This window comes from Rhodococcus sp. IEGM 1379, assembly GCF_030056815.1.
Classification (GTDB): domain Bacteria; phylum Actinomycetota; class Actinomycetes; order Mycobacteriales; family Mycobacteriaceae; genus Rhodococcus_F.
In genome coordinates this window covers 13,157-26,589 of the sequence record NZ_JASHKR010000003.1, presented here as the reverse complement: position 1 = coordinate 26,589, position 13,433 = coordinate 13,157, and the positions used below count along the sequence as shown (strand labels likewise).

Annotated in this window: 13 protein-coding genes; 9 read left to right on the top strand and 4 right to left on the bottom strand. The window is 61.4% G+C overall.

Features of this window, described 5'->3' with window-relative positions:
• On the bottom strand, nucleotides 1–1,161 hold the full coding sequence (locus QM600_RS02680; RefSeq protein ID WP_283259941.1) for a TDT family transporter: 1,161 nt from the start codon (nucleotides 1,159–1,161) through the stop codon (nucleotides 1–3).
• Nucleotides 1,162–1,281: 120 nt separating this feature from the next.
• Between QM600_RS02680 and QM600_RS02675 the strand changes: the two genes are divergently transcribed.
• From QM600_RS02675 to QM600_RS02665, 3 genes are all read left to right on the top strand, one after another.
• Entirely contained in the window at nucleotides 1,282–1,851 is a 570-nt protein-coding gene (locus QM600_RS02675; protein WP_283259940.1) for a DUF2567 domain-containing protein, read from the top strand.
• Between the two features lie 61 nt (nucleotides 1,852–1,912).
• Nucleotides 1,913–3,286 (top strand): DUF2252 domain-containing protein, encoded by a 1,374-nt coding sequence (locus QM600_RS02670; RefSeq protein WP_502942847.1) that lies wholly within the window; start codon nucleotides 1,913–1,915, stop codon nucleotides 3,284–3,286.
• Between the two features lie 107 nt (nucleotides 3,287–3,393).
• Entirely contained in the window at nucleotides 3,394–3,726 is a 333-nt protein-coding gene (locus QM600_RS02665) for an SDR family NAD(P)-dependent oxidoreductase (protein ID WP_283259939.1), read from the top strand.
• 9 nt (nucleotides 3,727–3,735) lie between these two features.
• On the opposite strand, the gene QM600_RS02660 is transcribed toward QM600_RS02665, so the two are convergent.
• The gene (locus QM600_RS02660) at nucleotides 3,736–4,464 is read right to left on the bottom strand and encodes an NUDIX hydrolase (RefSeq protein WP_283259938.1); all 729 of its coding nucleotides are present in this window, start codon (nucleotides 4,462–4,464) and stop codon (nucleotides 3,736–3,738) included.
• Between the two features lie 102 nt (nucleotides 4,465–4,566).
• Between QM600_RS02660 and nadA the strand changes: the two genes are divergently transcribed.
• Genes nadA through nadC form a run of 3 tightly spaced genes read left to right on the top strand, consistent with a single transcriptional unit; the run spans nucleotide 4,567 to nucleotide 8,044 of the window.
• A complete protein-coding gene (gene nadA / locus QM600_RS02655) occupies nucleotides 4,567–5,604 on the top strand; it encodes a quinolinate synthase NadA (protein ID WP_094275083.1) in 1,038 nt (345 codons plus the stop codon).
• Nucleotides 5,601–7,175 carry an L-aspartate oxidase gene (locus QM600_RS02650; protein WP_283259937.1) on the top strand — a complete coding sequence of 525 codons (1,575 nt, stop codon included), beginning with the start codon at nucleotides 5,601–5,603 and terminating at the stop codon, nucleotides 7,173–7,175. The genes nadA and QM600_RS02650 overlap by 4 nt, the downstream gene beginning before the upstream one ends.
• On the top strand, nucleotides 7,172–8,044 hold the full coding sequence (gene nadC, locus QM600_RS02645; RefSeq protein WP_283259935.1) for a carboxylating nicotinate-nucleotide diphosphorylase: 873 nt from the start codon (nucleotides 7,172–7,174) through the stop codon (nucleotides 8,042–8,044). Before QM600_RS02650 ends, nadC begins: the two co-directional genes overlap by 4 nt.
• Nucleotides 8,045–8,053: 9 nt before the next feature.
• Here nadC and QM600_RS02640 read toward each other — a convergent pair whose 3' ends face one another.
• Complete coding sequence (locus QM600_RS02640; RefSeq protein ID WP_283259934.1) at nucleotides 8,054–8,950, bottom strand: LysR family transcriptional regulator; 897 nt, start codon at nucleotides 8,948–8,950, stop codon at nucleotides 8,054–8,056.
• Between the two features lie 71 nt (nucleotides 8,951–9,021).
• Between QM600_RS02640 and QM600_RS02635 the strand changes: the two genes are divergently transcribed.
• On the top strand, nucleotides 9,022–9,930 hold the full coding sequence (locus QM600_RS02635) for a dihydrodipicolinate synthase family protein (RefSeq protein WP_283259933.1): 909 nt from the start codon (nucleotides 9,022–9,024) through the stop codon (nucleotides 9,928–9,930).
• A gap of 205 nt (nucleotides 9,931–10,135) precedes the next feature.
• Nucleotides 10,136–10,678, top strand: coding sequence for a hypothetical protein (locus QM600_RS02630; RefSeq protein WP_283259932.1), 543 nt, complete (start codon nucleotides 10,136–10,138; stop codon nucleotides 10,676–10,678).
• 388 nt (nucleotides 10,679–11,066) lie between these two features.
• Here the strand turns inward: QM600_RS02630 and QM600_RS02625 are convergent, their stop codons facing one another.
• Complete coding sequence (locus QM600_RS02625; protein ID WP_283259931.1) at nucleotides 11,067–11,705, bottom strand: PAS and ANTAR domain-containing protein; 639 nt, start codon at nucleotides 11,703–11,705, stop codon at nucleotides 11,067–11,069.
• A gap of 606 nt (nucleotides 11,706–12,311) precedes the next feature.
• Between QM600_RS02625 and QM600_RS02620 the strand changes: the two genes are divergently transcribed.
• Nucleotides 12,312–13,424 (top strand): alpha/beta fold hydrolase, encoded by a 1,113-nt coding sequence (locus QM600_RS02620; protein WP_283259930.1) that lies wholly within the window; start codon nucleotides 12,312–12,314, stop codon nucleotides 13,422–13,424.
• Nucleotides 13,425–13,433: the final 9 nt, after the last annotated feature.

Here is a 13,433-nt window from a genome sequence, read left to right as displayed (position 1 = left end):
TCAGCTCGGTTTGTCGCTGGGGAATTTACGGGCTTTGATCGGACCTGCCGATGGCGGTGGCAGGAACAGATTTCCGCGAAGGCTGCCGCGAACCGTGCGGACTGCGACCAGGCACCATGTTCCCAGCAGGCCGATGAAGGCGAGCGCGGCGGCATAGCGAAACGCCGGGAGTTCTGTGTGCAACGCCAATTGGGTTGTGCCGGTGACGAAGGTGCCAACCGGAAAGGTCAAACTCCACCAGGTCAGAGCGAACGGCATTCCGCTGCGTGCGGTGCGCACGGTGAGTGCTGTGGCCAATCCGATCCACAACACCGCGAAACCCCAGACCGGCACCCCGTAGAGGATCGCGAAAATCCCCATCCCCGAGGCCAATTGCGGTGAAACTGCGAGATGGGCATTGGCGCCGAGCAGGCCGACGGCGGTGATCGATTGACCGAGTGGTCCCAACACGATCCACAGCGTCGGGACTCGGGCGGTGCCGGAGGTGCCGAAATGCGCCAGACGACTCCACACCATGGTGATGATGATGAACGACGCGAACAGAGATAGCCCGAACATGGCGTAACATCCGTAGAGCATGGTCGTCCGACCGGTCCCCGGAGCCATATGAGGGATGAGTAGTGCGCCGGTCGCGGCGGAGACCATCGGCGGTACGACGGGCATCAGCCACCCGCCGAAGGCAGCGTCCGATTCCACCTTGTGTTGGGTGAACATCAGGTACGGAATCGTCATGGCGGTGAAGAGTCCGCCGACCGTTCCGAGTGTCCACAGCGTCCAATCGAGGTTGACTGCGGCGCGTTCCCCGATGAGAGAACTTCCGATGAGTAGTGCTCCGGCCCCAACTGTCAGGAATGCCATGGGTGCGGCGCCGTAGAAGTGCGCCATCTGCGGGTTGTAGGCATGGCTGCGGGCCACGGTCGGATTGCGCACCCAGTGTGCGGCCACTGCAACGACCACGACCACGAGCAGCATCGCCGCTAACGCCCACACCACCTGCGCAAACACTTGTTGGCCTGGAATCTGCACCGGAAGTGTTGCGGCCGCAGTGGCCACAATTCCGGTACCCATCACGGATGCAAACCAATTGGGGCCGATGTTCCCGAAGATTTGACCTCGCGATTGCAAGGAGGACAGTAACCAAGGCTGACGGGTTGCAACCACGATCGCTCCTTGCTTGGTGCGCCGATTGGTGCCGGTATCGGATCCTCAGTCAGCGTAGCCGCGTCGGTACCAGATCGAGGGGCAAATCTCGGCGCCGCCGAGAAGGTACCGTCACACAGTGTGATCTCTCTTCGGCAGACTCGACTGCGCACCGCACTCCTGATCGCGGCGACGACCGTTGGCGTCAGTGGACTGTTCGGTGTGTTGTGGGCATTCCTGGCTCCGGCCGAACACCTGTTGGTGGTTTCCGAAGGCCGCGGAGTTGCGTTGACTGGAGAAAGCGTTCATCAGTTTGACGCTGTCGCCATCTTCTTCTGGCTTGCGCTGATCGTCGGAGTGCTCTCGGCGGTAGCGGCCTGGCTCGCTCGGTTGAGTCGCGGGCCGTACGCGCTCGGCGGGTTGATAATCGGTTCGGCACTCGGCACTGCCTTGATGGCTGCGGTGGGAGTCGTCGTCGCAAAGTTGCGATTCCCGGCCGTCGACAATCCGCCGGTGGGGGACATCATCGCTCTTGCCCCAGGAATCGGAACACTTCTGGTGCTGATAGTCCAACCGTTTGCGGCATGCATCGTGACGTTGGTTCTTGCTGTACTCAGTCCGTACGACGATCTCGGTGTGGGCGACCATTCTGATGAGCCCGAGTCCGAGGATGCCGGGCAATCCGAACCGACGGCGCCTGCCTTGCAGTGAGTTGTGTTCTCTGAGGCGGTCTGTCGACAGCGTGAACACCGAGTCTGGTCCATAATCAGCCGTGCACATATTCGAACCAGACATCGCGCGCCCGCGCACCACCGTCGTTGCCCCCGAAGCTCAGCGGTCCGGCAAATCAGCTCGCAAAATTGTGGCCCGTTCACAATTGGCGCTCTGGGACGAATCTGAACGGGGCCACGATTCTTTGGCAACGATATTGGCGCAGAACGCTATTCGTGCCCAAGATCTGCTGCCGATTCGACACGGCAGGATGGCTGCTTCACCGTGGACGTACTTTCGGGGTGCGGCCGCCGTGATGGCGGCCGACCTCGGATCAGCGCCCAATACAGGCATTGGAGTGCAGTTGTGTGGAGATGCCCATGTGCTCAATTTCGGCCTGTGGGCAACGCCTGAACGCAACTTGTCCTTCGATCTTCGCGACTTCGACGAAACCCTTCCCGGTCCGTTCGAGTGGGACGTGAAGCGGCTCGCCGCAAGCATTGTCGTGCTGGCGCGTGAGAACGGAGTCTCGGAGGAACGTGCAGACGCGGCGACAGTCACGGCAGTGTCGGCCTACCGAGACAAGATGCACGATTATGCGTCGACACCCGAAATCGATATCTGGTACGACCGCATCGACGTCGGCCGGCTGCTGGAGTACTTCGCGCCGGACACTGCTCGACGTGCCGAAAAGATCATCGAAACGAAGGCGCAGCGTCGGACGAGTCGAGGTGCGTCGCGCAAGCTCACCGAAACGGTCGACGGCCGGCGTCGTATCCGTGAGGACCCGCCGTTTCGCACGCACGTCGGAAATACTCAGGTTGAACTCGTCACCGAGGTGGTTGCCGGGTACAGCACGTCGGTACCGGACCATATCTGGAGCTTGCTCTCGCGATACCAGGCGTCGGACGTGGTGCGTCAGGTAGTGGGAGTCGGAAGCGTGGGAATGCGTGTCTATCTGGCGCTTCTCGAAGAACATCGAACCGGAGACCCGTTCTTTCTGCAGATCAAGCAGGCCGGCTCCTCAGTCTACGAGAGTTGTGTCGAGCCGAGTCGGTATTCCAATCATGGCGAGCGAGTCGTGCAGGGGCAGCGCATGATTCAAAGTGCAACCGACATGTTCGTAGGGTGGACGACGGTGGGCGACATGGATTTCTACGTTCGACAGTTCCGCGACATGAAGGTAATTCCCGACGGAGCCACAATCGGGCCGTATCTGGCCGAATTCGCCAGCGCCTGCGGCGAAGTACTGGCTCGCGCTCACGCACGCAGCGGCGACGCAAACGCCATCTCGGAATATTTGGGAAGATCTGACAAAGCGGTGTTGGCTTTGTCGACGTTTGCGCGTCGGTATGCGGACCAGAACGAGCGCGACCATGCTCAACTGGTCGCAGCAATTGCGAATGGATCCGTGCCCAGCGCCCCGGGATGGTGACGCCGTCGCAGAATTCCCCAGAGTTCTCACAGAACCGCCACAACGGCAGCACAAGATTGCGGACTTACATAGGAGTCAAGTAATTCGATTCCTTCAGGAGGTCCACAATGAATACTCGCGAATTCGACCGCAGTCGCGGCGTAGTGCTGGTAACTGACATCAGCCGTGATCACGGGGCACGTGTTGCGTCCGAATTTCTGGAGGCAGGATGGAACGTTGCAGTCACGGCTCGCACGGTGGCCGAATTGGTTCGGATCATGGCGGGCAAGCCGGCGAACCGCCTTTTTGCCATCGTGGCGGACCCTGCTGATCACTTGCAGGCCGATCGAATTCTCGACCGAGTGACGACGCGATTCGGCGCCATCAACAGGGTCATCGATCCGGCAGGCTTGGTCAGTGCGGTGTGGATGCAGGGTGAGGTATTCGAAGCTGTTGCGTGAGCGTGCTGTTCAGCTTGGTGGGCGCAGCGCGGCAAACTCGTCCGTCACCCGCAATGTGGAGTCGGTGAAGCGATACAGCGCGGGCGGGCGGCCACCGGCCTTCCCGGACGGTGCAGTGTTTCCGGTCGCTGTCAGAACGCCGCGACGGCCGAGGACGCGTTGAAGATTGGTTGCATCGACCTGGTAACCGAGTGCCGCGCAATAGATTTCGCGCAAGGTAGACATTGCGAATTCTTCCGGGGCGAGCCCGAAAGCGATGTTGGTGTACGAGAGTTTGGCAGCCAGTCGATTGCGGGCGTGACGCACGACGGTGCCGTGATCGAACGACATCTCCGGAAGGTTCGATACCGGGTGCCACGCAGTATCCGGCGGAAGTTGCGGGTCCGCGCTCAGAGGGACCAGTCCCAGGAAGGTCGACGCGATACGGCGAGTGCCCGGCACTCGCGCCGGATCGCTGAAGACGGAGAGTTGTTCGAGGTGTGCCACCTTGCGAAGGTCGACCTTCTCGGCGAGGAGCCTGCGGGCTGAGGTAGTGAGGTCTTCGTCGTCGCGCAAGGTGCCGCCGGGGAGTGACCAGGTGCCCTTCTGGGGATCGAGGGCGCGCTGCCAGAGCAGCACGGCCAGTTCTTCGCGCTCGCCGGTGCAGTGACTGCCGTCACCTGCGGTGATGCCGGTAGGGAAGGCGCGAACCTGGAACACCGCTGCAAGCACTTCGTGGGTGGTGTTACTATGAGGCACGTTTTCGATCCTAAGTCGAAAACCTCGAATACGGAAATCCGGGCCAGCCCGTTCGGATTTGAACTGGGCACTACGCCCGGGTTCACGGTGAAGGAGAACGCCATGACGACCACGACGTTATGGGAGGGATCGACCTCGCAGATTCATGACGGCCCCGGTGGATACACAGGAGTCGAAGCGACCCCGGAATGGGCCGCAGAGGTCAAACGTCTGGCTCGCGAACGCGGCGCCACCATTTTGGCGCACAACTACCAGTTGCCTGCCATTCAAGACGTCGCCGATCATGTCGGTGACTCACTTGCGCTCTCGCGTATTGCAGCCGAGGCTCCCGAAGACACGATCGTGTTCTGCGGCGTCCACTTCATGGCCGAGACCGCCAAGATCCTGTCGCCGTCCAAGACGGTGCTGATCCCGGACGAGCGCGCAGGTTGCTCGTTGGCTGATTCCATCAACGCGGAGCAGCTTCGCGAATGGAAAGCTGACAACCCGAATGCCCTTGTGGTGTCTTACGTGAACACCACGGCAGAGGTCAAAGGCCTGACCGACATCTGCTGCACATCATCCAATGCGGTCGACGTGGTCAATTCCATCGACGCTGACCGCGAGGTGCTGTTCCTGCCGGATCAGTTCCTCGGTGCACACGTCAAGCGCGTGACCGGCCGGACCAACATGCAGATCTGGGCCGGTGAATGCCACGTCCACGCCGGCATCAACGGTGACGAGCTGACGGCCAAGTCCAAGGCTCACCCCGACGCAGAACTCTATGTGCACCCCGAATGTGGTTGTGCCACTTCGGCTCTGTACCTGGCCGGCGAAGGTGCAGTTCCGGCCGACAAGGTCAAGATCCTCTCCACCGGTGGCATGCTGGACGCCGCACGCACCACCAAGAGCAAGCAGGTGCTGGTCGCGACCGAAATCGGCATGTTGCATCAGCTCCGTAAGGCGGCGCCGGGCGTCGACTTCCAGGCCGTGAACGACCGCGCGTCGTGCCCGTACATGAAGATGATCACGCCCGCGGCGTTGCTGCGGTGTCTGCTCGAAGGCAAGGACGAAGTCCATGTCGACCTCGAAATGGCCAAGCGTGCACAGAAATCGGTACAGCGGATGATCGAGATCGGCAATCCGGGCGGCGGCGAGTGACGAGCCCTGCCGGGCGTTTCGCCTGGGAGGCTCACGCCGATCTGGTCGTCGTGGGCGGCGGTGTCGCGGGGCTTACCGCCGCGCGGACAGCGTCCCTGCGAGGACTGAAAGTTTTGACCGTCAGCAAGGGTGGCCCGACGGATACGTCCACTCAATACGCGCAGGGCGGCATTGCCGTCGTCGGAGATCTGAGCACCGATTCGGTGGACTCTCACGTTGCCGATACGTGCGAAGCGGGCGTCGGACTCTGTGACGAAGCAGCGGTGTATTCCGTGGTCGAAGCAGGGCACGAAGCCGTCGCAGCTCTGGCCGCACTCGGCGCTGTGTTCGATCGTGGCCGAGACGGCGAGGTGTCACGCACCCGTGAGGGTGGGCACAGCACTCGACGCATCATTCATGCCGGTGGTGACGCCACCGGAGCGGAAGTTCAGCGGGCTCTCAACGCCGCAGGCCTGCCGGTACTGTTCGGTGCTGCTGCCGTTCAGGTGGTGACGAATCGCCGTGGCGTGTGCGGGCTGATCGTCTCGTCGCCCGAAGGGCTCGGCGTAATTCACACGCCGGCGGTTCTGCTCGCGACGGGCGGCCTCGGCCAGTTGTATGCGTGCAGTACTAACCCACCCGGTGCTACCGCCGACGGTATCGCCTTGGCGCTCGAGGCCGGCGCGGCAATATCCGACCTTGAATTCGTTCAGTTCCACCCGACGGTTCTGTTCACACCCGGCGGCCTCGGTCGACGGCCGTTGATCAGTGAGGCCGTGCGGGGAGAGGGTGCGATTCTTGTTGACACCAATGGTGATTCGGTAACCGCTGGTGTTCACCTGCTCGGTGATCTGGCGCCCCGTGATGTGGTTTCCCGCGCCATCGCGGCGCGATTGCGTGACCTAGGCGCCGATCATGTGTACCTGGATGCGCGAAAGCTCGAGGGGTTCGCGGCTAGGTTCCCGACCATTACGGCATCGTGCCTCGAAGCCGGTATCGACCCACGGACGCAACTGATTCCGGTGGCGCCGGCAGCGCATTATTCTTGTGGTGGCGTCGCAACCGACGTGCATGGGCGCACCGGCGTTCCGGGCCTCTATGCGGCGGGCGAAGTTGCGCGTACCGGATTGCACGGAGCTAATCGCCTTGCATCCAACAGCCTTCTCGAAGGACTGGTTGTGGGGGAGCGCGCCGGAATAGCGGCCGCGGAGCGCCGTGAGGTTCACGCTGAAGTAGTCAACGTGGCGCGTCGGCCCCTGCCGATTCTGCCTCGCGAGAAGGTGCAGTCGATCATGACTGCGCACGCCTCCGTAGTCCGCGACGGGGTGGGACTCGAAGTGGCGCGCACATCGCTCGCAGCGGCCGATAAGACTGTTGCAGTTACTGTTCCGGAACTCGAAGACGTAGCACTGACCTTGACTGCTACCGCTTTGGTGGACGTTGCCATAGCCCGCACCGAGAGTCGTGGCTGCCATACACGCACCGACCATCCCGAGACCGACTCGAATCAGCGTCGTAGTACCCGAATCAAACTGGGTAGAGACGGCGCACTCGATATGCTCGACACATTTTTGACAGGAGTTCATCGATGACCGCGCAGAAACCGTTGCCCGCCGCCCTCGACCGCGACGAGGTACTCACTTTGATCCGGCTCGCGCTGGAAGAGGACCTGCGGTACGGACCGGACATCACGTCGGTCGCGACAGTTCCCGCGGACGCTGTTGCGAAGGCCACGGTTGGTGCTCGGTCCGCCGGCACCATCGCCGGTATCGACGTCGGATTGCTGGTGCTCGAAGAGGTGATCGGTGCCGGTAACTACGAGGTGCTCGATCGTGTCGCGGACGGAACACGCGTTGAAGCAGGACAGTCGGTGCTCTCCGTGATGGCACCGACTCTGGGTCTACTGACCGCTGAGCGCACGATGCTCAATCTGGTGTGCCATCTCTCCGGAATTGCCACTGCGACGTCCCAGTGGGTCGACGCCGTTGCCGGCACGCACGCGAAGGTTCGGGACAGCCGAAAGACGTTGCCGGGGTTGCGAAGCCTTCAGAAGTATGCCGTTACCGCCGGAGGTGGGGTCAATCACCGGATGGGTCTGGGAGATGCGGCGCTGATCAAGGACAACCACGTTGCTGCCGCAGGTTCCGTAGTCGCGGCGCTACGGGCCGTACGTGCACTCGCGCCGAATATCGAGTGCGAGGTCGAGGTAGATACCCTCACCCAACTGGACGAGGTACTCGCCGAGAACGTCGAACTCATTCTGCTGGACAATTTTCCGCTGTGGCAGACCCAGATTGCAGTGCAGCGACGCAACACCGTGTCGCCGAACACCAAGCTCGAGTCTTCGGGCGGTCTGACCATCGATGTTGCGGGCGAATACGCCGGCACCGGCGTCGATTACCTCGCAGTCGGTGCATTGACCCACTCAGTGGCGGTGCTCGATCTCGGTTTGGACATGTAGGTCCGGTCGTTAGCGCTCGGCGTCCAGCAGTTCCGGAACCGCCGAGCGGAGAGCACCTGTCACAGTCGCAACCGCTGGGTGCGCATCCGACCCTGCCCGGTGCGCGATCATTGTTCGTCGCCGAATCGGCATCGGCGTCAGGTGTACTCCTGTAGGCGGATGAATTGCGCCCAGTTCCGGAACAAGCGAAACACCTTGTCCCGCAGCGACGAGAGCAAGAACCGTGGCGAACTCGTCGATGTGATGTCTCACTTTCGGTGTGAACCCTGCGGCCTGGCATGCCCGAATCGTCATTGCGTGACAAGCGGTTCCGGGGATTGCAGTGATCCAGGGGAGTTCGACGCAATCAGTGAGTGTGCGGACGGTTGTCAGCGGATCAGCCGACGCCAGGTACACCGATTCGCTGCACAGCGGAAGCGTTGTCAGGCCGGGTTCGGTGGGCCGCGGAACGAAGTCGTAGTCGTGGATCAATGCCAAGTCCAAGTTTCCGGCGCGAAGGGCATCGGCTACATCTGCCGGATCGATCTCCGACACCATCGGTTCCAGTCCCGGATGCTCCTGGGCCAGCGCGACCAACGCCGGGGGGAGGATCGCGCGCGCGGCCGTCGGAAATGTTCCGATTCGCAGCGGTCCAGCCAAGCCGCGCCGGGCGTCGACTAATTCACCCGATGCCTGTTCCAAGCGTGCCAGGATGGCTTCGGCATGCCGGGCAAGATTCGCGCCGGCAGGAGTCAGCCTGACCCGACGGCCCGTCCGCTCCAGCAACGGCACTCCGGCCTCGCGTTCCAAGACTGCAAGCTGCTGGGATACTGCCGATGGGCTGAACGAGAGTGCCTGGGCGACAGCAACGATGGTCCCGCGCATAGCCAATTCGCGGAGAAGGCGTAGTCGCCTGACGTCGAGCATCATCTGAGCTTACGCTCGGCGTCGGAAATGCGAACTAGACCTACAAGGTCGGTTCGGCAAAGCTGGATCTTATGACTTCCCACCTCGCCTTGGACGGAATCCACGTACCGCTGATCACTCCATTCGGCACCAACGGACAGGTAGCAACCGACGCGCTCGAGCAACTCGCACACCAGGTGCTCGAAGATGGCGCGATCGGGCTGGTTGCGCTCGGGACCACCGCTGAGACTGCGACCCTGACTCAGCAGGAACGACGCGACATCGTCGATATCTGCGCCGGTGTCTGCCGCGCTCGCGGTGCGTCGTTGATTGTCGGGGCCGGTAACAACGACACGACGGGGAGTGTCGGTGTACTGGAGGAGTTGGCTCGATGGCCGGAGGTCAGTGCGGCCCTGGTGCCGGTTCCCTACTTCACCAGGCCGTCAAATGCCGGTGTAGTGGCGCACTTTACGCATCTGCAGGAGATGAGCCCGGTGCCGCTGATCGTCTACCACGTCCCGTATCGAACGGCCTGTGATCTGGATGCCGCCACTCTGACGGCGTTGGGGCGGTTGCCCGGCGTCGTCGCGGTGAAGTACGCCGCCGGTGGTATTGATGCGCCCGCTGTCGAACTTTGCGCCGATCTCCCTGCTGGTTTCGTCGTTTTGGCGGGTGACGATCTGTTTCTGGTCCCCATGCTTGCGCTGGGTTCTACCGGCGGAATTTTGGCATCGGCGCATGTGGCGACCAGTGACTTCGTAGATTTGGTTAATGCTTGGGAGAGTGGAGATTTGGACCGTGCACGTGCACTCGGCCAGGTCTTGTCGAGGCTGTCCGGCGCATTATTCGCTGAACCGAATCCAACGGTGATCAAGGGTGTGTTGCATGCGCTCGGCAGGATTCCGACGCCGAATGTCCGCTTGCCCTTACTGCCCGCCTCGCGAGTGTCGGTCGATGCTGCATTCGAGATTTACCGTGAGTATTCGGAGACGTTGCTGTAGGGCAATCCAATCCCGGGTGCCAGCCAATTTCACGTTTGCAGCCGGTGGCATGTCGATCGTCTACTACTCGAGTGGGTGCGGCGACTCCTCATCGCAACGTCGTAGTGAATAATCGAAACTGTAACGAATTGTGCTGTGACTCCGGATATGTAAGGTGCAGAGGATATTTGGGTTCTTGCGATTTCGGAGAAGAAGAGGAGCGATCATGACCAACCAGCTGGCGCGCCGAATCGGCGCCGCGACACTCGCCGTTGTCGGGATGGGTACCGCGGTAGCAGTTGGAGGAGGCTCGGTCGCGAGTGCTGATCCCACGCCGCCAACGTCGACAACAATGACGTGCTCGAGCGCGAATCCTCTCTTCTGGGCGCCGTCGTTCACTTGGACGGTCAATGCTGCGTCGGGAGAGTCGCTCCCTCCGGGTGGGTCCGCGCTGGAACCGTCGATCCTGCTCAGCGGGGGAAATGAACTGCGTGGGCCGCCCGCCGGTCTCCTTCCGAGCTTCGGAGTCAATTGGTACGGCACGCGAGTGATAGTAGACTGGCACAATGCGACGACTGGAGCTTCGGGTCGAAGCGTCAGCGATGAGGCGGCCTGGCAGCAAAAGCCTGGAATCCCAATCAACCGAACCTGGGCAGGAACCGGAACCGTCTCGTTCACTGTCACGGTAGAGACCGGTGCGGGGTGGAGGTTTGTCAATCCGCAGAACGCAGTCTGCCAGGGAACGATCACGGTAGCGCCCGGGCGATAATTCGGGAACGTCCGATTGACGGCGTTGTGTGGGTGGGATCTTGGCTTTGTGTTCTCGAGATTTCGGCGCACACAGGGGTTTCCGGCAAATCGATCATCTCGGGATTGCTTGGTGGAGTGGAATATTCAGGTATATGGTTCGCGTAGCGAGGACAACAATTGTCCTCTGTCTGACTGCTGACAACGGTCGGACATTCCGTGATGAGGAAGGCCCAACAATGTTCGATGTGTCCGCTGTGATCAGATCATTCTTTTACATCGTTTTCGAAAGTGCCTCATTGAGCTATCGGCTCAATGCGGGCTCGGTAACCGGAAGTGCGACTGGCAGTTCGGCAGGCAGCCTAGACGGTTCTTAGACTTGACCGCCTTTGTCGGTCGGCGCAGTTGACTCAGTGGTGGAGCAGTATCTGATCGAACCGGTTTCGCAGCACCGTCGATACATGAAAATTTCCGCGTACCCGAGTGATCAACTGCTCAGCCACGGATTTCAGTTTGGTGTTCGTCTCCTGTGATCGCCAGACAAGGATGTCGAAAGCGCGATCGGCCGGGATCTCGTAGACGACCATCAGCATTCCTTTGGCTTGTTCGATGACGCTACGTGAGACGGTGATTTCATTGACCATTTCGTCGACGGATTCCTTCACCGTGGGGCCGACTGACTCCGTGATATCGATGTAGAAACCGGAACTGCCTACGACGTCACCGGATTCGTCGACGATTCTATCGCCGACCACGACCACCGATCGAGTTGCTCCAGTGGTGTCGATGATGCGGTGTCGACTGCTGAACGGGCCACCTGATGTACGGATCGCATGCAATGTCTGCGTGACGTGGCGGAGGTCATCGGGGTGTTTGTGCGAGAGCAACAGTTTTGTCGTCGGAACGATCTGTCCAGGTGCATAACCGTGAATCCGTGCAACTGCGTCTGACCACTCCCATCTGTCGCCGATTCGGTGATAGAGAAAACCTCCGACGCGGTGGGGAGCACCTGACTCGGATGTCGGACCAAGCTCAGTCTCAATCGCCACTCCGCGCCTCTCGTTCTCGACCCGTGCCCGCACATGGACGTATCTGTTGACTAGTTATATCGGATAATTCGGCGTTGAGACGGGTAGTTCTGTGAATCGTGAACGGTCGGTGGGTATCGTTACCACTGCGTTGTGGATGCTGGCGATGTGCGGGAAGTGCAGTCCCAAGTTCGCAACGGTGGCTGTGAGACCCGATCAACTGAACTGGAGGATGAACCGATCGATCTCCTGCGAGACCATCTTTGTGAACGCGGTGAAGTCGTTCGACCATCGTTGTATGTCCAAGCTGCTCATGGGATCGCTCCTTACGGTGATTTAACCGAGATGTGGTACCCGAACGGTCGTGAATACTCGCTGCGGTGTTACGTCCGCGGGGCGACCCGGTGGGAGTGATTCGACTGGCTCAATCGCCATGGCAGAGGCTCGAGCAGGAGGCTGAAGGCAGCTGATCGACTGTGTCATCGCTGCAGGGTGTCGGATTCGCGAGACTGGCAAACAGTGACTTTGGCAGTTCCGATTTCAGCGAACAAGCGCGCGCAAGATCTATTTACTACGCATTGTAGTAAAACCCCTCGCGGTGCGAGCGGCGTCGGTTAGGTTGGCCCCATGGGGACACTGGAGAGGCCTGATCCGTCTACCGTCGACGTGGAATCAGGAGTGCAGGCCGACGACGATCGACCGAGTGGGGCAGCGAATTCGACGCTTCCGAAGCCGCGGCGCAGGCTATTTCGTGTAGTGCGATGGATTTTCGTCGGGTTGGTCTCGGTAGTCGTTGTTGCCGTTGCAATTTCAGCGGCGGTTCATTGGTGGCAGACGCCGCGCGACAAGCAGGCCGTCGAGCAGTTGATCGGCCCCGAGCATCGGTATGTGGACGTGGACGGGCACCGGATGAGCGTCGCAGTCCAGGGGTCGGGGCCGCGAACCATCGTCCTGATGCCCGGCCTAGGCACGCCGGAACCGATCCTCGGCTTCGCCCCGCTGGCTCGGCGCCTGGCCGAGCAGAACACGGTCGTCACCGTCGAGCCTTTCGGGCTGGGCCTGAGCGACGGCACCGACGCCCCCCGAACCAGCGAGGCGATCGTCGACGAGACCCGGACCGCGCTCCGGGAGTTGGGACTCGGCGGTCCCTATGTCCTGATGCCCCATTCGATTTCGGGTCTGTACGCGATGTGGTGGGTCACCCACCACCCGGAAGAAGTCGCAGCAGTGGTGGGTCTGGACGACGAGCGCTACACCTCCGACGGCGCCCAGGGCTCCCCGGACTGGCCGAGTTGGATGGCCGGCGTCAACGCTGTCGGCGGCACCCGAGACCTGATCGCCCTGGACAAGAGCACCGACTACCTGGGATTGGTGGCCGACTACCGGGACAGTCTGGGCGACGCGTCCCAGTACACCTCGGAGCAGCAGGACCTATACCTACGCGCGTACTCGTGGGTGTTGAACCCGACCCTGCTGGACGAAATGGCCCGCGGGGCGGAAAACGTGCGAGGCGCCGAGGGTGCCGTGTTCCCGCCGACGCTACCGACGCTGTCGATCCTCGCCTCCTCCTCCCTCGCGGTGGAACCGGAATGGGAACCCTCGCACCGCGCCGCGATCAGCAACCCGGCGATCCAGCAGGTCACTATTATGGTCGGCCACCACTACCTGTTCCATGCCCACGCGGCGGCGATTGCCGAGACGACACAGCAATTCCTCGACGAGTATGTCCAGACTCAATGACGATAGGTG